The sequence below is a fragment of the Mesorhizobium sp. M0626 genome (assembly GCF_040320665.1).
Classification (GTDB): domain Bacteria; phylum Pseudomonadota; class Alphaproteobacteria; order Rhizobiales; family Rhizobiaceae; genus Mesorhizobium.
The window spans coordinates 273,291-295,186 of the sequence record NZ_JAMYQD010000002.1 but is presented as its reverse complement, the minus strand read 5'-3'; the positions used below and the strand labels follow the sequence as shown (position 1 = coordinate 295,186).

18 protein-coding genes, 1 other RNA gene and 1 pseudogene are annotated in these 21,896 nt (G+C 63.4%); 16 read left to right on the top strand and 4 right to left on the bottom strand.

Annotation, left to right across the window (positions count from 1 at the left end):
• Window positions 1–45 precede the first annotated feature (45 nt).
• The 3 genes and pseudogenes from NKI37_RS03485 to NKI37_RS03475 all read right to left on the bottom strand — a co-directional run.
• Window positions 46–702, bottom strand: a pseudogene (locus NKI37_RS03485) (class I SAM-dependent methyltransferase); the annotation flags it as partial.
• Window positions 699–1,997, bottom strand: coding sequence for a BtaA family protein (locus NKI37_RS03480; RefSeq protein WP_352446331.1), 1,299 nt, complete (start codon window positions 1,995–1,997; stop codon window positions 699–701). The pseudogene NKI37_RS03485 and the gene NKI37_RS03480, both read right to left, overlap by 4 nt.
• Window positions 1,998–2,028: 31 nt before the next feature.
• Window positions 2,029–5,988: a hydantoinase B/oxoprolinase family protein gene (locus NKI37_RS03475; RefSeq protein WP_352794370.1), complete on the bottom strand. Its 3,960-nt coding sequence runs from the start codon at window positions 5,986–5,988 to the stop codon at window positions 2,029–2,031.
• 177 nt (window positions 5,989–6,165) lie between these two features.
• On the opposite strand from NKI37_RS03475, the gene NKI37_RS03470 reads away from it, so the two are divergent.
• From NKI37_RS03470 to NKI37_RS03440, 7 genes are all read left to right on the top strand, one after another.
• Window positions 6,166–6,363: a hypothetical protein gene (locus tag NKI37_RS03470; protein WP_023668260.1), complete on the top strand. Its 198-nt coding sequence runs from the start codon at window positions 6,166–6,168 to the stop codon at window positions 6,361–6,363.
• A 209-nt stretch (window positions 6,364–6,572) separates the two neighbouring features.
• Window positions 6,573–7,292: a TerB family tellurite resistance protein gene (locus NKI37_RS03465; RefSeq protein WP_352790973.1), complete on the top strand. Its 720-nt coding sequence runs from the start codon at window positions 6,573–6,575 to the stop codon at window positions 7,290–7,292.
• Window positions 7,289–8,056: an N-acetylmuramoyl-L-alanine amidase gene (locus NKI37_RS03460; RefSeq protein WP_023682147.1), complete on the top strand. Its 768-nt coding sequence runs from the start codon at window positions 7,289–7,291 to the stop codon at window positions 8,054–8,056. The genes NKI37_RS03465 and NKI37_RS03460 overlap by 4 nt, the downstream gene beginning before the upstream one ends.
• Before the next feature lie 184 nt (window positions 8,057–8,240).
• The gene (locus NKI37_RS03455) at window positions 8,241–8,945 is read left to right on the top strand and encodes a lytic transglycosylase domain-containing protein (protein ID WP_023682146.1); all 705 of its coding nucleotides are present in this window, start codon (window positions 8,241–8,243) and stop codon (window positions 8,943–8,945) included.
• Window positions 8,946–8,995: 50 nt separating this feature from the next.
• An RNA gene (gene rnpB, locus NKI37_RS03450) (RNase P RNA component class A) lies at window positions 8,996–9,393 on the top strand.
• A gap of 178 nt (window positions 9,394–9,571) precedes the next feature.
• On the top strand, window positions 9,572–9,856 hold the full coding sequence (locus NKI37_RS03445; protein WP_023668264.1) for a type II toxin-antitoxin system ParD family antitoxin: 285 nt from the start codon (window positions 9,572–9,574) through the stop codon (window positions 9,854–9,856).
• Entirely contained in the window at window positions 9,853–10,146 is a 294-nt protein-coding gene (locus tag NKI37_RS03440; protein WP_023668265.1) for a type II toxin-antitoxin system RelE/ParE family toxin, read from the top strand. The genes NKI37_RS03445 and NKI37_RS03440 overlap by 4 nt, the downstream gene beginning before the upstream one ends.
• An 8-nt stretch (window positions 10,147–10,154) precedes the next feature.
• Here NKI37_RS03440 and NKI37_RS03435 read toward each other — a convergent pair whose 3' ends face one another.
• Window positions 10,155–11,270, bottom strand: a complete 1,116-nt coding sequence (locus NKI37_RS03435; RefSeq protein WP_027050624.1) for a cystathionine gamma-lyase — start codon at window positions 11,268–11,270, stop codon at window positions 10,155–10,157.
• 402 nt (window positions 11,271–11,672) lie between these two features.
• Here NKI37_RS03435 and mraZ point away from each other — a divergent pair, with 402 nt between their 5' ends.
• Genes mraZ through ftsW form a run of 9 tightly spaced genes read left to right on the top strand, consistent with a single transcriptional unit; the run spans window position 11,673 to window position 21,895 of the window.
• Entirely contained in the window at window positions 11,673–12,146 is a 474-nt protein-coding gene (mraZ, locus tag NKI37_RS03430; protein WP_023815575.1) for a division/cell wall cluster transcriptional repressor MraZ, read from the top strand.
• Window positions 12,143–13,159 (top strand): 16S rRNA (cytosine(1402)-N(4))-methyltransferase RsmH, encoded by a 1,017-nt coding sequence (rsmH, locus tag NKI37_RS03425; protein ID WP_023682143.1) that lies wholly within the window; start codon window positions 12,143–12,145, stop codon window positions 13,157–13,159. Before mraZ ends, rsmH begins: the two co-directional genes overlap by 4 nt.
• Window positions 13,160–13,163: 4 nt before the next feature.
• A complete protein-coding gene (gene ftsL, locus NKI37_RS03420) occupies window positions 13,164–13,556 on the top strand; it encodes a cell division protein FtsL (protein WP_023682142.1) in 393 nt (130 codons plus the stop codon).
• A 14-nt stretch (window positions 13,557–13,570) separates the two neighbouring features.
• Complete coding sequence (locus NKI37_RS03415) at window positions 13,571–15,295, top strand: peptidoglycan D,D-transpeptidase FtsI family protein (protein ID WP_023690872.1); 1,725 nt, start codon at window positions 13,571–13,573, stop codon at window positions 15,293–15,295.
• A 54-nt stretch (window positions 15,296–15,349) separates the two neighbouring features.
• Complete coding sequence (locus NKI37_RS03410) at window positions 15,350–16,804, top strand: UDP-N-acetylmuramoyl-L-alanyl-D-glutamate--2,6-diaminopimelate ligase (RefSeq protein WP_352794368.1); 1,455 nt, start codon at window positions 15,350–15,352, stop codon at window positions 16,802–16,804.
• Window positions 16,801–18,234 (top strand): UDP-N-acetylmuramoylalanyl-D-glutamyl-2,6-diaminopimelate--D-alanyl-D-alanine ligase, encoded by a 1,434-nt coding sequence (locus NKI37_RS03405; RefSeq protein ID WP_352790970.1) that lies wholly within the window; start codon window positions 16,801–16,803, stop codon window positions 18,232–18,234. Before NKI37_RS03410 ends, NKI37_RS03405 begins: the two co-directional genes overlap by 4 nt.
• 18 nt (window positions 18,235–18,252) lie before the next feature.
• Complete coding sequence (gene mraY, locus NKI37_RS03400; RefSeq protein WP_023668273.1) at window positions 18,253–19,335, top strand: phospho-N-acetylmuramoyl-pentapeptide-transferase; 1,083 nt, start codon at window positions 18,253–18,255, stop codon at window positions 19,333–19,335.
• 8 nt (window positions 19,336–19,343) lie between these two features.
• Window positions 19,344–20,744: a UDP-N-acetylmuramoyl-L-alanine--D-glutamate ligase gene (gene murD / locus NKI37_RS03395; RefSeq protein WP_023725358.1), complete on the top strand. Its 1,401-nt coding sequence runs from the start codon at window positions 19,344–19,346 to the stop codon at window positions 20,742–20,744.
• Window positions 20,744–21,895, top strand: a complete 1,152-nt coding sequence (gene ftsW, locus NKI37_RS03390; RefSeq protein WP_023668275.1) for a putative lipid II flippase FtsW — start codon at window positions 20,744–20,746, stop codon at window positions 21,893–21,895. The genes murD and ftsW overlap by 1 nt, the downstream gene beginning before the upstream one ends.
• Window position 21,896 lies beyond the last annotated feature (1 nt).

Genomic DNA, 21,896 nt, shown 5'->3' with positions numbered 1-21,896 from the left:
CGCCTTCGGCGCGACCTCCCCCATCGAGGGGAGGTAAGAGTGCGCGATCTTGACGACCGCCAGCCAGGCATAGCCGCGATAAAGCGTACGGAAACGGAAGCTTGCGCCGGTTCGCCGAGACTCCGATTCCAAGACTTCGCGCAATGATTCACGCGGCGTGACATGGAATTTCTTGAGCCAGCCGCGCAGCAATGTCCGGAACCAGTTGGGCAAGCCTTCCTGCTGGCCGAAATCGACGACATGCAGCGAGCCGCCGGGCGCGAGTGCCGCAAGGGCTGCCGAAACCGTCTTTTCCCAACCGGGGATCATCGACAGCGAATAGGACACGAAGATGCGGTCGAAGCGCTCGACGCCGAACAGCGTCTTGGCGTCGAAATCGGTGGCGTCGCCGCGCGCCAGCACGGCGCGGCCGGACAGGCCGTCGCGGCCGATCGCCTTGCTCGCCGTCTCCAGCATCTCGGCCGAGATGTCGAGGCCGTAGAGGCGGGCGTCGGGATAGCGGCGGGCTACAAGCGCGATGTTGCGGCCGGTGCCGCAGCCAAGTTCGAGCACTCTGCCATTCGCCGGCACATCCAGCCCGACTATCATCTGGTCGCGGCCAAGCAGATAGTATTTGCGGGTCAGGTCGTAGATGTGGCGCTGCCAGCGGTAGACGCCGTCCATCAGTTCGGCATGATCGGCCGGCAGCCCGCTCGCGCTCATGCCGCGCGCTTCACATAGAGGTGGAAGCCGCCATAAATCGCAGAGCGGTCGCGGGCCGAACAGTCGCGCGAGGCCTCGTCCTCGTAGGTCCACTGGTCGAGCAGCGAGATCGAGACGCGGCCCGGCAGCAGGCTGGGCTCGGCGGCGGTACGGAAGATGACTCGGGCGCCGACCGAGGCGGTGCGGGTGATCTCCGACCAAAGGGCATTGAGCTGGTCGTCCGTCATCCAGTCCTGCGCGTCGAGCAGGACGAAACGGTCGACGGTGCCTGCGTCCTTGCCGGCCAGAAATTCGATCAGATTGGCGTGGTGGATGCCGACGCGATCGACATTGTTGCGGATCGCCTTGTAGTTGGCCTCTTCTAGATAGGCGGGCAGGGCGGCCTCACCCGGATTGGGATAGCGACGGGCGAAGGCTTGCCAAGCGAAGTAGTTGTTCTTCAGCGGAAAATCGCAAGCGAGCTTTTCCAGCCGGGCCTTCAGCACGCTGGCCATCGAACCATCGCCCGAGGTGATCAGCGAATCGTACTGCGCCGGCGGAATGCCGAGGCCGAACAGCGAAGCCTTGCGCGAGGTAGCCCAGCGCAACAGCTTCTTGTCGAAGACCGGCGCCAGCTCTTCGTTGAAGAAGCGGCGCTGGTCGGCGAGGCTCTTCGACGCCATGATACCGGCGGGATCGACGCCGAAGAATTTGGCGATGCGGTGGCCCATGGCGATGAACAGGCCGAGCAGGCCGGTCTGGTAGAAATTGCGGTCGAAGACGGTGATGCGCCGGCGGCCGCGCCAGCTGCGACGCTCCCAATAGTGGCGGCTGACCGGGTCGAGATGCGGCGCGATGAAGCGGTCATAGGCTTGCGAATTGTGGTTGGTGTCGGCGGCGCCGAAGAAACGGAACAGATCGCCCTGCGAGGGCAGATGCCGCACCGCCTCCAGCTTCATCCGGTTCAAGGCGATGTGGGCGGCGTTGAGATCGACCGCATCGACGCGTTCAGGCGAGCGGGTGAGGTAGGCGAGGATGTTGCAGCCGCCCGACGCTATGGTGACGAGGCGGTGGCCCTGGCCAAGCTGCATGGCCTCCATGTCGACTTCAGGGTCTTCCCAGATCTGCGGATAGACAAGGCCGGAAAACAGCAGCGCAAACAGTCGTTCGGAAAGGCCGGCCTGCGAAAGCGGGCGGTTCTGGTAGACGGCTTTTCCAACTTCCTTGCCGCGGCGAAAAACGAGATCCGAGGAGACGTCCGTCATGGCAAAGTGATTCCCCATTTGCTTTGCCGCAAGCGGGTAACTCAGGGGCATGACAGGCGGGTGACAGCCTGTTGACGCGAGTTCAGGCCTTGCCAAACCCGCCCGGCGTCGGCGTCGTCAGGATGACGGCGTCGCCGGCGTCGAGCACGGTCTGGTCGCAGGCCTTCAGCGTCTCGACGCTGCCGTCCTGGCGGCGGACCTTGGTCGAGCCGACCTCGCCGTCACCGCCGCCATCAAGGCCTTGCGGCGGGCGGTTGCGGTGCGAGGACAGGATGGCGCATTCCATCTTTTCGAGGAAACGGATCGTCCGCCTGGTGCCGTCACCGGCATCCCATTTGCCTTTGCCGCCGGAGCCTTCGCGAATGTGAAAATCCTCGAGCAGCACGGGAAAGCGCAATTCCAGCACCTCCGGGTCGGTCAGGCGCGAATTGGTCATGTGGGTGTGGACGCCGGATGTGCCGGCAAAGCCGCGGCCGGAGTTCATCTGTCCGGCCGGCGAACCGGAGCAGATCGTCTCGTAATACTGGTACTGCTTGTTGCCGAAGGTCAGGTTGTTCATCGTGCCTTGCGCATTGGCCATGGCGCCCATGGCTCCGAACAGCGCGTTGGTGACATGCTGCGAGGTCTCGACATTGCCGGCGACGACTGCTGCGGGGTAGGCCGGCTTCAGCATCGAGCCGTCGGGGATGATGATGTTGATGGGCCTGAGGCACCCGGCATTCATCGGGATCATGTCCTCGACCATGACGCGGAAGGCATAGAGCACGGCGGCGCGGGCGACGGGCTCGGGCGCGTTGAAATTGTTCTTCATGACAGGCGAGGTGCCGGTGAAGTCGACGGTCGCTTCGCTCTTTTGCCGGTCGACCGTGATCTTCACCTTGATCACCTGGCCGGTGTCGGTCGGGTATTCATACTGCGAGCTGTCAGGCAGCCTTTCCAGCACGCGGCGCACGCTTTCGGCGGCATTGTCCTGGACATGGCCCATATAGGCCTCGACGACATCGAGGCCGAAATGGGAGACCATTTTGCGCAGTTCCGCCACGCCCTTTTCATTGGCGGCGATCTGCGCCTTTAGGTCGGCGATGTTCTGGTGCGGGTTGCGGGCGGGGTAGGGGTGGTCGGTGAGCAGCGTTTGCAGCTCCGCCTCGCGGAATTTTCCGCGATCGACGACGCGGAAATTGTCGAACAGCACGCCTTCCTCGTCGACCGTGGTGGCAAGTGGTGTCATCGAGCCAGGTGCCGTGCCGCCAATGTCGGCATGATGGCCGCGTGAGGCCGCCCAGAACAGGATTTCCTCCCCCCTTGAAGGGGAGGTGGCGGCGGAGCCGCCGGAGGGGGTCGCTGCGGCAGTGCTCGACGCCCTTGCGGTGCCTTCTGAGAGGACCCCACCCGGCCGCTGCGCGGCCACCCTCCCCTCGAGGGGGAGGGAAAAGACCGGCGTCACCACGGTGATGTCGGGCAGATGCGTGCCGCCATTGTAAGGTGCGTTCAGCGCAAAGACGTCGCCGGGGTGGATGTCGCCGGAGTTCAGCCGGATGATGGTTTCGACCGAGCGGTCCATTGAGCCGAGATGCACCGGCATGTGCGGCGCGTTGGCGACCAGCGCGCCGTGGCGGTCGAAGACGGCGCAGGAGAAATCCAGCCTTTCCTTGATGTTGACGGAATAGGCGGTGTTCTGCAGCGTAACGCCCATCTGTTCGGCGATCGACATGAAGAGGTTGTTGAAGACCTCCAGCATCACCGGATCGGCTTCGGTACCGAGGGCAGCCGTGCGAACTTTCCGTTCGGTGCGGCGGATGACGACGTGATTGAGGTTGGTGATTTCGGCCCGCCAGCCCGGCTCGACGACGATGGTCTGGTTCGGCTCGATGATCAAAGCGGGGCCTGCGATCAGGTTGGATGGGCGCAGATTTTCGCGACGATGGATGCCGGCCTCATGCCAGCGGCCCTCGGTGTAGATGCGCCGCGTTCCGGACGCACCCGCTTCAACCCTTGCCGGTCCGGCGGGCGCAACGGCTTCGGCCGTGGTCTCGACGATCTCGGCGCCTTCCACGCCAACGGTCTCGACGATCATCGGCTTGTCATCATAGACGAACCCGAACTGCGCCTTGTGGGCGATTTCGAAATCGCGCCTGGCCTGGAAGATCGAGTCGCCTTCGAAATTCACCGGCAGCGTGGTGTCGGTGCCGTCATAGCGGATGTGCAGCACCGGCTTTGCCGCAATCTTGTCCTCGGCGATGCCTTGCGCTACCAATTCGGCGATGACGGCTTTTTTCAACGTGCCGATGAGGCTGCCCATCTGGGTCCTGGATTCTTCGGCAAGCGGCTTCAGGAGCGCCTGCTGGCGCGACGCGAAAACCGACGACAGGCCGATACCATAGGCTGAGAGCAGACCGGAGAAGGGGTGGATCAGTACCGCCTCCATGCCGAGCGCGTCGGCAACCAGGCAGGCATGCTGGCCGCCGGCGCCGCCAAAACAGTTCAAGAGATATTCAGTGACGTCATAGCCGCGCTGCACGGAGATCTTCTTGATGGCATTGGCCATGTTTTCCACCGCGATGGTGACGAAGCCTTCGGCGACGGCTTCCGGCGTGCGGCCATCGCCGATTTCGACGGCCAGCGCAGCGAATTTTTTGCGCACGGCGGCCACATCGAGCGGCTGGTCCTGGCCTGGGCCGAAAATTGCCGGGAAGAAATCGGGCTGCAGCTTGCCCAGCATGACATTGGCGTCGGTGACGGCCAGCGGGCCGCCGCGCCGGTAGGCGGCGGGGCCAGGATTGGCGCCGGCGGAATCCGGGCCGGCGCGGAAACGGCCGGCTTCGTAGTGCAGGATCGAGCCGCCGCCGGCAGCGACGGTATGGATGCGCATCATCGGCGCACGGATGCGCACGCCGGCGACCTCGGTGTCGAAGGCGCGCTCATACTCGCCGTCATAATGGGCGACGTCGGTCGAGGTGCCGCCCATGTCGAAACCGATGACTTTCTCGAATCCGGCGAGTTTCGCCGTCTCGACCATGCCGACGACACCGCCGGCCGGGCCGGACAGCAGCGCGTCCTTGCCCTGAAACATGTCGGCGGCGGTAAGCCCGCCCGACGACATCATGAACATCAGGCGAGGGTTCTCCCTCCCCCTCGAGGGGAGGGTGGCGGCGAAGCCGCCGGGTGGGGTCGCCGCGGCAGTGCTCGACGCTTTGGTGGTGCCTCCTGAGAGAACCCCCTCCGTCGGCTTTGCCGACTGCCCTTCGCTATGGCTCCGGGCGTTCGTCGCTGAAAAAGCCAAATCGTTGGCTTTTTCTCGGCCTTTGGCCGACCGCTCCTCACCCCCCACAAGTGGGGAGATTGGCGTCGCGCCCAGTTCTCCCGCCACCCTTTGCACATAGCGCGACAGGATCGGCGACAGATAGGCATCGACCACGGTGGTGTCGCCGCGGCCGACCAGTTTGATCAGCGGCGAGACTTCATGGCTGACCGAGACTTGGCTGAACCCGATCTTGCGGCAGACTTTCGCCACCGCCTTCTCGTGGTCGGGATATTTCCAGGCATGCATGAAGACGATGGCCACCGCATCGATGCCGTCGGCCTTCGCCTGTTCGATGGCGGGCCGGCAGGCGGCGATGTCGAGCAAGCGCTCGACCTCGCCATTGGCGCGCACACGCTCGTCGATCTCGATGACTCGCTCGTAGAGCTGTTCGGGAAGGATGATCTCCTTGGCGAAGATGTCCGGCCGCGCCTGATAGGCGATCTTCAGCGCGTCGCGAAAGCCCTTGGTGATGAGCAAAAGCACACGGTCGCCCTTGCGCTCCAGCAGCGCATTCGTGGCAACGGTGGTACCCATCTTGACGTCACCGACCAGGCCCGGAGGAATAGCGGTGCCGGATTTCAGCCCCAGAAGCTCGCGGATGCCGGCTATGGCCGCGTCGGGATAGGCTTCGGGATTTTCCGACAGGAATTTCCTGGGATGCAAACCGCCTTGCGGATCACGTCCGATCACGTCGGTAAAGGTGCCGCCGCGGTCGATCCAAAAATCCCATTTCTTGTCCACGCAGAACTCCGGCATTGCATTTGGGTCCAGACTGTTAGTTCGGCATCGCCCGGCCCACAATCGGTAGTGCGCGGATGTTACATCAGGAAACGCAACGTTACGAAACTCATGGCCGTTTGATGCATTTTGCCTTCGACCGTTCACCGCAACGTGAGCGTGTGTTGAAGGAGAGATGTCATGAAAAAGCTCATTCTTGCTTCCGTTTCCGCCCTGGCCCTGTTCGGCGTTGCCGCCTGCAGCGACAGCGGTACGGATAACACCACCACCCAGAGCACCAATCCGCCAGCCGCCGAGCCCATGAAGCCGGCGACGCCGGATGCACCGAAGCCTGCAGAACCGGCTCCGGCAACACCTGCTCCTGCCCCCGCGCAGTAGCAGCAGTCTCGGTCACTTTGACGTGACGAGAGAGGAGGCCGGCTTCGCGCCGGCCTTCCTGCGTTTAGGTCGATTCGGGGCTCAAGGGCCTTGAACCGGCTCTTTCCTACGGTTTGGGATCTGGCGCGTCGGTTGCTTGCGTAAATTCGGTCCACTCTGCGGCGCTGTCTTGGCTTGATAGCAATGGCCGGCGGCCCTAATAAGCGCTCATGTCGATTTGGGATCGCCTCGGCGACTTCATCACCCGCGTTTCATCTTCAGCCACGTCCGGCGTAGCCGATGTGGTTGAGGCCGTGCGCACGGTTTTCTCCGGTGACGCTGATCTGCGCCGGCGTGTTGCCTTCTCTGTGGCGATGATTGCGCTGTCAGCCAAGATGGCCAAGGCCGATGGCATCGTCACCCAGGACGAGGTTCGCGCGTTCCAGGAAATATTCGAGGTGCCGCGAGAACAGACCCGCAATGTGGCGCGGCTTTACGATCTGGCCAAGCGCGACGTCGCCGGGTTCGAGACCTATGCCGAGAGTATGGCGCAGATGTGCGGCTCGGGCCATTCGAACTGCGTCATGCTGGAAGACATACTCGACGGTCTGTTCCATATCGCCAAGGCGGATGGGCTGGTGCATGAGCGCGAAGGGATTTTCCTGCACCGTATTGCCGAGATTTTCCGCATCGACGAGGTGCACTACGAGGCCATCATGGCCAGGCACGTCAATCTCGGCGCCGGCGATCCCTATATCGTGCTCGGCATTGAGCGCGGCAAGCCGTTCGAGGAGGTCAGGAAGCGATACCGCAAGCTGGTCTCCGACAATCATCCGGACCGGCTGATCGCGCGCGGCCTGCCGCAGGAATTCATCAAGATTGCAACGACCAGGGTCGCGGCGATCAACGCGGCCTATGAAGTGATCGAGCGGGGCCTCAGGCACGCATGACCGGCTTCTCGCCCGACGAGCCAAGCGCGGAGGTCAGGGTATCGCCGAATTTCGGCCCGCGGCGCGAAACGCTCAGGCCCGACATGATCGTGCTGCACTATACCGGCATGGCGACTGGTGCTGCCGCGGAAGCCTGGTTGTGCAACCCCGCAAGCGAAGTCTCGTCGCACTACCTCGTCCATGAGGATGGCCGCATCATCCAGATGGTGCGCGAAAGCGACCGCGCCTGGCATGCCGGTGCAAGTTCCTGGTTCGGTCGTCGCGACATCAACTCCTGTTCGGTCGGCATCGAAATCGTCAATCCCGGCCATTCGCTCGGCTATTCGGCCTTTCCCAAGCGGCAGGTGGAAGCGGTGATCGGGCTTTGCCTTGGTATCATCGAACGCCATTCCATTACGGCGCAAAGGGTGCTTGCCCATTCCGACATCGCGCCGGGGCGCAAGATCGACCCGGGCGAGAAATTCCCCTGGAATGCGCTGTTTGCGGCCGGGGTCGGCCATCTCGTGCCTGCGGCGCCGGTCCGGCGCGGCGCGGTGCTGAAAGCCGGCGATACCGGCGCCCAGATCGAGGCACTGCAGTCTATGCTGGCGCTCTATGGCTATGGCGTCGAGATATCAGGTGTCTTCGACCGCCAGACCGAAATCGTCGTCGAAGCTTTTCAGCGGCATTTCCGACCACGCCTGGTGGATGGCGTCGCCGACGGCTCTACGTCTAGCACGCTGCAAAGCCTGCTGACTTCCCTTAGGTCAGTTGCGTCTAAATAGTCTTTTCCTGATATTCAAGTTACAGCCTGTCACTGAAAGTGAATTGCCTCGCCTTGTTCGACACAAATTCCGCCCTCAAAGGCAGTTCGTGCAAGTTATCGGACCTCCAGCCCCCCGGATGCTCCGATATTGATTAGGCGTTGCTGCGTGAAGATCTTCGCACGGCCAAACAGAACAGGACCACATGCAGAAATTGACCGTTGTAACGGCAGCTATTGCTGCCGGAGTAATGACTTTTGCCTTCAGCACGGCCGATGCCGCACCACTGAGCCAGAGGGCAGACCAGGGCTTCATCGCCGCACCCGCCAAGGCCACCATGACGAAGGCAAACCCGAAAGCAAAAAGGGCAACCACCGCGAAAGTGCGCAAAGCAGCCGTGGTGAAGGCCAGAAAAGCCACGGCCAAGAGGCATTTTAAGCGCAACAGGAAGAGCGTCGACCTGACGACGACCGCATCGATCCGCCCAAGCACCGCTGCGGAGTCGACTGCGGCAGCCGCGCTTGGCGGCCAGTATTCGGCAATCATTGCCCGCTATGCCGCGGCCGAAGGCGTGCCGGTGTCGCTGGCCCAGGCGGTCATCAAGATCGAGAGCAACTACCGGCCGAACATCGTCGGCGGCGCGGGTGAAATCGGCCTGATGCAGATCAAGCCGGCAACGGCGCGGATGATGGGTTATAGCGGCTCCGCCAAGGGTCTGTTCGATCCCGACACCAACATCAAATACGGCATGAAGTACCTTGCCATGGCGCGCAATCTCGGCGGCGGCACCACCTGCGGCACGATCCTGAAATACAATGCCGGCCATGCCGCGACGAGGATGAACCCGGTGTCGGCGGCCTATTGCGGCAAGGTCAAGGTGCAGTTGGCGGCATTGGGATCGCCGGCATAAGTCTGCTTTTTCATTTGCGTTTTGGAACGTGAACCCCTTTATACGCTCTGCCAGCTGGCCGGGCGGCCGCACCCGCAAAGCCGAAAGGCTGCGGGTGAGGAAAGTCCGGGCTCCATGGAAACACGGTGCCGGTTAATGGCCGGCGGGGGCGACCCCAGGGAAAGTGCCACAGAAAGCAAACCGCCACGATTTATCGGGGCAAGGGTGAAAGGGTGGGGTAAGAGCCCACCGCGCGACTGGCAACAGGAGCGGCACGGTAAACCCCACCGGGAGCAAAACCGAATAGGGACGGTGCGAGGGGAAACCTTCGAGGGCTGTTTCCGGCTCACCGTCCGGGTAGGTTGCGTGAGGCGCATGGCAACATGCGCCCAAGATGAATGGCCGCCACGTTCTCGCCCCGAAAGGGGCGAGGGCCATACAAAACCCGGCTTACAGGCCAGCTGGCAATTTCTCCCCCATATCGCGATTAATCCTTTGGATCAGCAGTCTGCGCCTTCGGGCGCAGCTGGCGATTCAGGTGCTTGAGCGATTGAATCAAGTACGCATGCTGGGGTCGAGACAAACGCATTTGAAGCTGGTACGATTTAATCGTACCATGATTGTCATGGTTTGATCAGGAGCGCATCATGGGTCACGTCGACAAACGCAGCATCACGCTTTCGCCGGAACTGGCGGCGGCGGTCGACGATGTCGTGGCCGCCGGCGAATATGCCTCGGCCAGCGAAGTCATCCGTGATGCGCTGCGGCAATGGAAAGACCGCCGCGATCTTCTCGGCTACACGGTCGAGGAATTGCGCAGGCTGGTTCAGGAGGGGATCGACAGCGGACCGGCGGTGGACGGCCAGCCCTTCATGGACCGGCTGCGAGCCAAATATCACAGGATGTCGGAAGCTGCAGGCTCGGAAGAGTGAAATATCGGCTGCTTCCTCAGGCGATATCAGATGTCGAAGGCATCGGTGACTACATTGCGGAACATAGCCCAAAGGGAGCCATGCGCCTTGTGGACGCTTTGGAGAGGCGCTGGACACTGCTCACCTTGCACCCGTTCTCAGGTGCGCCGCGCGATGATATCGCGCCCGGCATTCGTCATCTGATCGTCGGCGAATATGTCACTCTGTATCGCATGGGCGAAGACGCGATCGAGATCGTCCGCGTTTTGCACGGCAGGCGCGATATTGGCGCCGACGACTTGGTGACCTAACCGCCAGCTCAGATGCCGATCTTGTCCAGCGATGCCTCGATCGCCTGCCAGAGTTCTTCCACCGGCTCGCAGCCCACCGACAGGCGCACGAAGCCGGGCGGAACCGAATCTCCTCGCTTGGCCCGCCGCTCGGCGGAGGTGTGGACACCCCCGAACGACGTTGCCGCCTGCATCAGCGTGCAGTTGTTGATGAAATCCTCGGCCTTCTCCTGGGAAGCGAGTTCGAAGGACACGAGGAAGCCGAAGCGCTCCATCTGCGCCCGGGCGAGGTTGTGCGACGGGTCGCCCTCCAGCCCGGGGTAGCGCAAGCCGCTAACGGCGCGATGGTTTTTCAGGCGCTTCGCGATCACCTCGGCAGAAGAACACATGCGGTCGAAGCGTACCTCCAGCGTCTCCAGGCCGCGATGCACCAGCCAAGCCTCGAACGGGCCGGGAATGCCGCCCGCGGTCTCGCGCCAGCCGGTGACGTCCGCGATGATGTCTGGATTGCGGCTGGCGACATGGCCGAACAGCACGTCGGAATGCCCATTGGCCGCCTTGGTGTCGGCAGCAACGACAATGTCGGCGCCGAGATCGAGCGGGCGCTGGCCGAACGGCGTCATCGTGGTGTTGTCGACGACGACGATCGCGCCCGCTTGGTGCGCGGCCTCGGTGACGGCTGTGATGTCGCAAATGTCCAATCGCGGATTTGACGGGGTTTCAACGTAGACAAGGCGGTAGCCGCCGAAGCCGCCATCGAGGAATGTAGCTGTCGGCCGCAGATCATAGGCGACGCCGAAGGGCTTGAGGAAGCGTTCGGCCAGCGCGCGTGTGGCATGGTAGCCGTCCGAAGGCAAAAGCACGCGGTCGCCGGATTTCAACAGGCCGAAAAACACCGCCGAGATTGCCGCCATTCCGGATGGGAAGCCGACGCATGGCGCGTCTTCGAGATGCGCCAGCATGTGCTCGACTGCATCCCAGGTGGCGTTGCTGTAGCGGCCGTACTGGCTGTAGCCGGCGCCGTCGCCCGGGTTGTGGAAAATAGCGGCCATGGTCAGCGGCAATGGGATGGGGTCGCCTTTGGCAAGTCCGTCGCGCCGCAGATGGGCAAGGGAGGCCGCGCGGGACCTTGCTGTTTCGGACATGGATTTCTGACCTTGTTGCTCAGCGAAAAGACTGACGACGCTATTCGCGGCAGTGATGCGCGGCAAGCCGCTTCCGCTTGGGCCAGCCCGCTCTAAACGGTTCGTTAGGCTTAATGGGAGATAAAGACGGGAGTGTTGTCAGAGCTGCTCTCACCGGTTGTGGCGCGCGCGTTTGTGAAGCCTGTTCCCGTTGACGCCCATAGTGCCCCATGATATCCCATTTCGATACCAAAGCCTTCGTTCCGCGTCAGGGTAAAGCGTACGCCAATCGGGCAGCCGCGGCGGCTGTGCGTTTGCGGGGTTTTGCCGCTGGGATCGAAGCGGATTTTCGGCAGGGGACGCGCTTCGGCGCGGACGAAAACATGGAGAGGGGTGCGGCGGCGGAAGCGGCTGCAGCGTGTCATGGACCGGTTTCTGTCAAGCGCGGTGAACAGGATCGATGCGAAGGGGCGGGTCTCCGTTCCGGCGCATTTCCGCGCGGTCGTGCAGAAGCGCGGCTATTCGGAACTCTATGCGCTGCGCGGCCTGGACGTGCCTGCGATGGATGTCGGCGGGCTCGATCTGCTCGACCGCTACGAGCAGCGCATCGCGGTGGAAGACCCTTTTTTGCAGACGGCGGACGATATGTCGTTCTTCTGCCATGGCGACGGGACGTTCCTGAAGCTCGATCAGGATGGCCGCATCACGATGAGCGATTTCATCCGCGAGCATACGGGCATCACGAGCGAAGTGGCCTTTGTCGGCCGTGGCAATTTCTTTCAAGTTTGGGAGCCTGGACGGCTGGCCGCCTATGGGGCGCAGGCGCGCGCTCGGCTTTTGCAGCTTCGGCAGGGGACGAAGGCTCACGAGGCCAAGGCTGGGGAACGGCCGGAATGATGGCGGATCACGGCGATGATCTCAGCGCCGTTGGCGGACCGGTCCGCCACATTGCGGTCCTCCTCGCCGAAGTGCTGGAGGCGCTCTCACCCAAAGCCGGCGATGTGATCGTCGACGGCACGTTTGGCGCCGGCGGCTACACCAAGGCGATCTTGGCGAGCGGCGCCTCGGTGGTGGCGATCGATCGCGATCCCGATGCGATTGCCGCCGGGCGCGGCCTGGAACAGCAATCCGGCGGCAGGCTAAGGCTGGTGCAGGCGCCATTTTCGACGCTGGACGAGCAGGTCGAAAGCGCCGACGGCGTTGTCCTCGACATCGGCATTTCCTCCATGCAGGTCGACCAGCCCGAGCGCGGCTTTTCGTTCCGCACCGACGGGCCGCTCGACATGCGCATGGCGCAGGCGGGCTTGAGTGCTGCCGACGTCGTCAATTCGTTCAAGATAGGCGACCTTGCCCGCATCTTCGGCTTCCTCGGCGAAGAGCGGAATGCCGGCCGCATTGCCCGCATGATCGAGTCACGCCGCGAAAAACGTCCGTTCGAGCGCACGCTCGATCTCGCCGACGCCATCGAGACGCATATCGGCCGCGCGCCGAAGGACAAGATTCATCCGGCCACCCGCGTCTTCCAGGCGCTGCGCATTTTCGTCAATGACGAGCTGGGCGAATTGGCCAAAGCCCTAATGGCATCCGAGCGGGTATTGAAGCCCGGCGGGCGGCTTGCCGTGGTGACGTTCCATTCGCTGGAAGACCGCATCGTCAAGCGGTTCATCGCCGACCGCGCCGACGTCGCCACCGGCTCACGTCATTTGCCCGAGGCGCACGCGCGCACTGCGACCTTCCGCAAGGCTGGTGGCGGCGTGACGGCAGGCGATGCCGAGGTCGCTGCCAATCCGCGGGCGCGCTCGGCCAGGCTGCGTACCGCCATCCGCACCGAGGCGCCGGCGCGCGCCGGTGATCTCACCATTTTCGGCCTTCCAAAGCTTCCCGGCATCCAGGCGCCGCGAGAGAGGTGAATACGTGTTTCGAACCAGCGACATAGTCCTGATCGCCGTCATGGTCTCGGCCGCGGCCCTGACCTACAAGGCCAAGCGCGAGGCCGAGGAACAGCTGGCTTCGGTGCAGAAGATCGAGGCGCAGATCCGCTATGAGGAGGACACGATCGACCTGCTCAAGGCCGACTGGAGCCTGCTGACCCAGCCGTCGCGCCTGCAGAAGCTGGCTGAAATCTACAAATCGCAGCTCGCACTCGAGCCGGTCAATGCGCGGCAGATCGTCGGGCTCGACGACCTGCCGGCAAAACCGCTCAACATCGAGGACCTGTCGTCGCAACGGCTTGGCGGCATGGCCGACAATTCCGGCAAAGGACCAGCCGACAAGGATCCCGTGGTCACCGGAGCCATCGTCCAATGATCGCTGGATTTCCAATGCGCGCCAAACTTCCGTCGGTCGGCAAATTGCTGAAGCGCCGCGCACGGACCGGCGAGGACGGCTCCATCGTGGTCGAAGGCGCGCGCAAGGCGACCGGCGGCAAGGCCAAGACCCGCATCGTGATGACGATGGCGGTGTTCTTCGGCATCTATTCGACCATCGCCGGGCGGCTGGTCTATCTCGGTTTCCAGTCCCCCGACATGTCGAATGGGCCGCAAAGCCGGGTGACGGCGTCGCGTCCCGACATCGTCGACCGCAACGGCGAGGTGCTGGCGACCGACATCAAGACGGCATCGCTGTTTGCCGAGCCGCGCCGCATCGTCGATGCCGACGAGGCGATCGAAAAGCTGTCGACCATTCTGCCAGATATCGACCCCGAGCAGACCTATCACAAGCTGAAGAGCGGCGCCGGCTTCGTCTGGCTGCAGCGGCAGCTGACACCCAAGCAGCAGGCCGACATCATGCAGCTCGGCATTCCCGGCATCGGCTTTCGCACCGAAAAGCGCCGCTTCTATCCTGCCGGCGTGACCTCGTCCTACATTGTCGGCCTCACCAACATCGACAATCAGGGCATCTCCGGCATGGAGAAGTACATTGACGAGCAGGGCCTGAGCGACCTGCAGGCCTCAGGCTTGGCGATCGCCAAGGATCTGAAGCCGGTTCAGCTGTCGATCGACCTGCGCGTCCAGCATGTGGTGCGCGACGAGATTGCCGCCGGCCTCGAGCGCTATCGCGCCATGGGCGCCGGCGCAGTCGTGCTCAACATCAAGACCGGCGAAGTGGTGGCGATGGCCTCGGTGCCGGATTTCGATCCGAACAATCCCTTCAATGCGCAGGACAAGGATCGGCTGAACCGCATGTCGGCCGGCCTCTACGAGATGGGATCGACCTTCAAGAGCTTCACCTCGGCCATGGCACTCGATTCCGGCAAGGCGAATATGAACAGCCGTTTCGACGCCTCGCACCCAATCCGGGTCGGCCATCAGGCCATCCACGATTTCCACGGCAAGAACCGCGTGCTGTCATTGCCGGAGGTGTTCCTTTACTCCTCCAATATCGGATCGGCGCGTGAGGCCGAAATGGTCGGCATCGAGGGGCACCGCGAATTCCTGCATCGCCTTGGCCTTCTGGACAGGATGCAGACCGAACTGCCTGAGGTCGCGCGCCCGACCGAACCGAAGGTCTGGAAGCAGGTCAACTCCTTCACCATCGCCTTCGGCCATGGCGTGTCGACGACGCCGCTGCAGGCGGCCGTCGGCTGCGCGGCGCTGATGCAGGGCTATTTGATCCCGCCGACTTTCCTGGTCCGCAGCGAGCAGGATGCCATGGCGGCGGCCAAGAGAGTGGTCAGCGAAAAGACTGTGGAGGGCATGCGCTACCTCTATACGCTCAATGCCGAGAAGGGCTCGGCCAGAAACGCCAGGGCCCCCGGCTACCGCGTTGGCGGCAAGACCGGAACCGCCGAGAAGGTCATCAATGGCCGCTACTCGAAGGAACTGAATTTCAACACCTTCGTCGCCGCCTTCCCGATGGACGATCCGCAATATCTGGTGTTTACGATCGCTGACGCTCCGCACCCGGAAAAGCCAGGAATGACCGACGTTGCCGCCAACAATGCGGGTGTCATGGCCGGAAACATCATCAGGCGGGCAGCCGCCATGCTTGGCGTGAAGCCAGATTTCAGCCATGAAAATGGCGCAACGCTGGTTTCCTATCAGTGATTCTTAGGGCGCGCCGGCAACTGCGCGCCATTTTGTTGAGATAAACGGGGTTCGATGCACCTGAGAGATTTAGCCGGTATCCTGCCTGTCGAGGGAACATCTTCCCGCGATGTGGAGGTAACCGGGATTTCGTCGGATTCCCGCACGGTCAAGACCGGCGCGGTCTTTTTCGCGCTCGCCGGCAGCAAGGCGGATGGTTCGGCCTATGCCGCCGATGCGGCAAAGCGCGGCGCAGCGGCGGTTGTCGTTGGCAACGCCAGCGCCGTTTCCGGCCTGTCCGTCCCGGTGCTCAGCGTCGACGACCCACGCCTGGCGCTGGCGCTGAGCGCGGCACGTTTCTTCGGCAGCCAGCCGGAGACCATGGTCGCGGTTACCGGCACCGCAGGCAAGACCTCGGTCGCCGCCTTCACCAGGCAGATCTGGGAGCAGGCCGGCTTTGCCGCCGCGTCCATTGGCACCACCGGCGTGGTGGCGCCGGGCCGCAACGATTACGGTTCGCTGACCACGCCCGATCCGGTGGCTTTGCACCAGTTGCTCAAGGAATTGGCGGAGGCCGGCGTCACACACGCCTCGATGGAGGCTTCCAGCCATGGTCTCGACCAGCGCCGTCTCGATGGCGTCAAGCTCGCCGCGGGCGGTTTCACCAATCTCGGCCGCGACCATATGGACTATCATCCGACGGTCGAGGACTACCATCGCGCCAAATTGCGCCTGTTCGACACGCTGCTGCCGAAAGGCGCGCCGGCGGTCATCTTTGCCGACGATCCGTGGTCGGCGCCGACCATCCAGGCTGCGCAGGCCGCGGGGCTCAATGTGCTGACTGTCGGCCGCCATGGCGATTTCCTGCGCCTGAAGCGGGTCGAGCACGAGCGCCACCGCCAGCGCGCCGAGGTCGAAGCTGACGGCGTGCTCTACGAGATCGACCTGCCGCTCGCCGGCGACTTCCAGATCGCCAATGCCCTGGTTTCGGCCGGGCTGGCCATTTCCACCGGAACGCCGGTCGCCAAAGCTTTGATGGCGTTGGAGAAACTTCAGGGGGCACCGGGACGGCTCGACCTTGTCGGCGCCACCGCCAATGGCGCGCCCGTCTATGTCGACTATGCCCACAAGCCGGATGCGCTGGAAAATGTACTGGCCGCCGTGCGCCCATTCACCACCGGGCGCGTCATCGTCGTGTTCGGCTGCGGCGGCGACCGCGACCGGGGCAAGCGGCCGATCATGGGCGAGATCGCCACGCGGCTCGCCGATGTCGTCATCGTCACCGACGACAATCCGCGCTCGGAAGTGCCGGAAACGATCCGTGCCGCGATCCTGGCGGCCGCGCCCGGCGCCATTGAAATCGGCGACCGCCGCAAGGCGATCCACGAAGCGGTCGCCATGCTGAAAGCGGGCGATACGCTGATCGTTGCCGGCAAGGGCCATGAAGAGGGCCAGACCACCGGCGCCGAGACTTTTCCGTTCTCCGACCACGAAGAAGTCCGCTCGGCGCTGCGGGAGCGGGCCGCATGAGCGTGCTCTGGACTTCCGAGGCGCTGGTCGACGCCATGGGCGGTCGGCCGCTCGGGCCGATGCCGGAGGGAATTTCGGGGATCTCGATCGACAGCCGCAGCCTGCAGCCGGGCGACGCCTTCTTCGCCATCAAGGGCGAGGCGATGGACGGCCATGACTTCGCGACCGCGGCGATCAAGGCCGGCGCCGGCGTGCTGGTCGTTGCTGAGGGCAAGTTGCCGTCGCTCGGGCGGCTGACGGCGCCGATGATCGTGGTGCAGGACGTGCTGGCGGCGCTGGAAAAACTCGGTGTCGCCGCCCGCGCGCGTTCCAGCGCAAAAATCATCGCGGTGACCGGATCGGCCGGCAAGACCACCACCAAGGAGGCGCTGCGTCATGTGCTGTCGGCCGTCGGCACGGTGCATGTTTCGGCGCAGTCCTTCAACAATCATTGGGGCGTGCCGCTGACGCTGGCGCGCATGCCGGATAATTGCAACTATGCTGTGTTCGAGATCGGCATGAACCATCCCGGCGAGATCCGGCCGTTGGTCAAGATGGTCCGGCCGCATGTCGCCATCGTCACGATGATTGCCGCGGCGCATCTCGGCTTCTTTAGAAATCTCGACGAGATCGCCAAGGCCAAGGCCGAGATTTTCGAAGGCATCGAGCCCGGCGGTGCGGCCTTGCTCAACCGCGACGATGCGCGCTGGAAGCTGCTCGACAAGATGGCGCGGACCGCCGGCGTCGAACATGTCTTTGGCTTCGGTGAGAATGCACGGTCGACCTACAAGCTGACCAAATGCGAGCTGCATGCCGATCATTCCGACATCACCGCCAGGATCGGCGGGCAGGATGTAGTTGCCCGGATCGGCGCGCCCGGCCGCCACATGGTGCAGAATGTGCTCGCCGTTCTTGGCGCGGCGCATCTCGTTGAAGCTGACATCGCAAAGGTGGCGGAAGCGCTGGCCGATCTCTCTGCGGAGCGTGGCCGCGGCAAGCGCCATATGCTTCGCCACCCCAAGGGACCGATCACACTGATCGACGAGAGCTACAACGCCAATCCGGCCTCGATGGCTGCTGCCATGGCGCTGCTCAACGCGACGCCTGTCACGGGCGAGGGCCGGCGCATCGCCGTGCTCGGCGACATGCTCGAGCTCGGCGACCATTCGGCCAAGCTCCATGCAGCCCTTGCCGAGTTGATCGTCGGCACCGGCACAAACACGGTCTTTCTCGGCGGTCCGGAAATGCGGGCGCTGGCAGACATCCTGCCCGACGAGATCAAAACGGAATACCGCGCCGGCGCCGAGGAATTGAAGCCGCTGCTTTTGTCGACGCTGAAGGCCGGCGACGTGGTGATGATCAAATCGTCGAAAGGCATCGGCTTTTCAAAGCTGGTCGAGGCCTTGCTCGGCAAATATCCGGCGGAAGCCGCAGGCACGAAACAGAACTAGTCCGGGGAACGGAATCGTATGTTTACATTGCTCGTCGATTTTGCGGACAAGGTCTCGGTCTTCAATGTCTTCCGCTACATAACTTTCCGCACCGGCGGTGCGCTGATCACCTCGGCGCTGATCGTCTTCATCTTCGGGCCGACCATCATCAATTCGCTTAGGCTGCGGCAAGGCAAGGGCCAGCCGATCCGCGCCGATGGCCCGCAGACGCATTTCAAGAAGGCCGGCACGCCGACGATGGGCGGGCTGATGATCCTGTGCGGCATCGTCGGCTCGTCGCTTCTATGGGCGAACCTCTCCTCGATCTATGTCTGGGTGGTGCTCTTGGTGACGCTGGGCTTCGGTTCGATCGGCTTTTACGACGACTATCTCAAGGTAACCAAGCAGTCGCATCTCGGCTTTTCCGGCAAGGCGCGGCTGGCGTTGGAATTCGTCATCGCCGGCATCGCCGCCTGGGCGATCATGCATAATGGCCAGGCGCCGTTCTCGTCGTCGCTGACTTTCCCCTTTGCCAAGGAATTCATCATCAATCTCGGCTGGTTCTTCGTGCCGTTCTCCTGCTTCGTCATTGTCGGCGCCGGCAATGCGGTGAATTTGACCGATGGCCTCGACGGGCTGGCGATCGTGCCGATCATGATTGCGGCGGCATCCTTTGGCGTCATCGCCTACCTCTCCGGCAATGCGGTGTTCGCCGAATATCTGCAGATCCATTTCGTGCCCGGCACCGGCGAGCTGGCTGTCGTGCTTGGCGCCGTCATCGGCGCCGGCCTCGGCTTCCTCTGGTTCAACGCCCCGCCGGCGGCGATCTTCATGGGCGACACCGGTTCGCTGGCCATGGGTGGCCTGATCGGCACGGTCGCGGTCGCCACCAAGCACGAGATCGTGCTGGTCATCGTCGGCGGATTGTTCGTCGTGGAAATCCTGTCGGTCATCATCCAGGTCGGCTACTTCAAGATGACCGGCAAGCGCGTCTTCCTGATGGCGCCTATCCATCATCATTTCGAAAAGCTCGGCTGGACCGAAAGCCAGGTGGTGATCCGCTTCTGGATCATCGCCGTCATCCTGGCGCTGGTCGGCCTGTCGACCCTCAAGCTGAGATAGGAACCCGCTTGATCCCCGCCGCATCCTTTTCGGGCAAACGCGTTTCGCTCTTCGGGCTCGGTGGCTCGGGGATCGCCACGGCGCGCGCGCTGATCGAGGGCGGCGCCGACGTGCTGGCGTGGGACGACAATCCCGATAGCGTCGCCAAGGCCGCTGACCAAGGCATTGCGACCGCCGATCTGCGCGGCGCCGACTGGTCGAAATTCTCAGCCTTCGTGCTCTCGCCCGGCGTGCCGCTGACGCATCCCAAGCCGCACTGGACGGTGGAGTTGGCGCGTGGCTCCGGCGTCGAGGTGATCGGCGATATCGAATTGTTCTGCCGCGAGCGGATTGCGCGCGCGCCTGATGCGCCGTTCATCGCTATCACCGGCACCAACGGCAAGTCGACGACCACGGCGCTGACCGCGCATATCCTCAAATCGGCAGGGCGCGACACGCAAATGGGCGGCAATATCGGCCGGGCCATCATGACGCTCGATCCACCGCAGGCTGACCGGGACTATGTCGTCGAGTGTTCGTCCTACCAGATCGATCTCGCGCCCTCGATCAACCCGACGGCCGGCATCCTGCTCAACCTGACGCCCGACCATCTCGACCGCCACGGCACCATGCAGCACTACGCTTCGATCAAGGAGCGGCTGGTCGCCGGCAGCGAGACAGCCATTGTCGGCGTCGACGATAGCTGGTGCGCGCAGATCGCCGACCGGCTGGAGAGGGCGGGCCGACAGGTGATCCGCATCTCCAAGCGGCTGCCGCTGACCGACGGTTATTTCGCCGATGGCTCCGATCTGATGGAAGCCGTGCATGGCCGTTACAGCCGCGTCGCCTTCCTCGAAGGCATCGGTTCGTTGCGCGGCCAGCACAATGCGCAGAACGCGCTTGCCGCCGTCGCCGCCTGCCTCAGGGTCGGCTTGAGCCTCGGCGAGATCCAGGCGGGACTGGAAAGCTTTCCCGGGTTGGCGCATCGCATGGAGCAGGTCGGCCGCAAGGATCATGTGCTGTTCGTCAACGATTCCAAGGCGACCAATGCCGATGCGGCGGCACCCGCGCTGTCGAGCTTCCCGCGCATCTACTGGATCGCCGGCGGACTGCCCAAGGAAGGCGGGATCGAGCCGCTGCGCGGTTTCTTCCCGCGCATCGCCAAGGCCTATCTGATCGGCGAGGCGGCGCCCGCGTTCTCGGCGACGCTTGGTGAAGCCGTGCCTTATGAAATCTCGGGCACGCTGGCCGCCGCGGTCGACCATGCCGCGAAAGACGCGGCCAAGGATGACAACGGCGAGGTCGTGGTGCTGCTGTCTCCGGCCTGCGCCAGTTTCGACCAGTTCAAGAATTTCGAAGTTCGCGGCGAAGCCTTCAGGCAAGCTGCGAATGCTATCGAGGGTGTCAAACCCATCGGAGGGGCACGATAATGCAAAGCCGTCTCGACAAAAGCCCGGTTGCAACCTGGTGGTGGACGATCGATCGCTGGTTCCTGGCGGCGTTCCTGTCGCTGATGGGGCTTGGCATTGTCTTGTCCTTTGCGGCAAGCCCGGCGGTGGCCGAGCGCATCGGCCTCGACAGTTTCCACTTTGCCACCAGGCAGATCATCTTCACCGTGCCGGCGCTCGGCGTGATGCTGGCGGTGTCCTTCCTGGAATCGCGGCAGATCCGGCGCATGGCGCTGATCATCCTGGGCATCATGCTGGTGCTGATGGTGGCCGTGCTCTATATCGGCGTCGAGGTGAAAGGCGCGCGGCGCTGGGTGTCGTTTGTCGGCATGTCGATCCAGCCGTCGGAATTCCTGAAACCCGCTTTCGTCATCGTCTGCGCCTGGCTGTTCGCCGAACACAAGCGCCAGCCCGACATTCCGGGCAATTTGTTTGCCATGCTGCTACTGATCCTGGTCATCTCGCTTCTGGTGGCGCAGCCCGATCTCGGCCAGACCATGCTGGTGACCGGCACCTGGGGCGTCATGTTCTTCATGGCCGGCCTGCCATGGCTATGGATCATCGCGCTTGGCGCCACCGGCGCCGGCGGCCTGTTTGCCGCCTATACGGTGTTCCCGCACGTCGCCGCCCGCATCGACAAATTCCTGACCGGCGAAGGCGACACGTTCCAGGTCGACATGGGCCGCGAGGCGCTGATCAACGGCCACTGGTTCGGCGTCGGCCCGGGCGAGGGCACGGTCAAGCGGGTCATTCCCGACGCGCATGCCGATTTCGTGTTTTCGGTCGCCGGCGAAGAGTTCGGGCTGATCATGTGCTTCTTCATCATGTCGATCTTCGCCTTCATCGTGCTGCGCGGCTTGAGCACGGCATTGAAGGAACATGATGATTTCACCCGCTACGCCGTCGGCGGTCTCGTCACCGTGTTCGGCCTGCAGTCGGTCATCAACATGTGCGTCAACCTGCAACTGATGCCGGCCAAGGGCATGACGCTGCCTTTCATCTCCTATGGCGGCTCCTCGCAGATCGCCATTGCCATCTCGATGGGCATGGTGCTGGCGCTGACGCGCAAGCGACCGGAAAAGCGCAAGCAGATGGGCTTTGCCCTGTCGCAGCGCGCCCTGCCGGCGGAGTGAT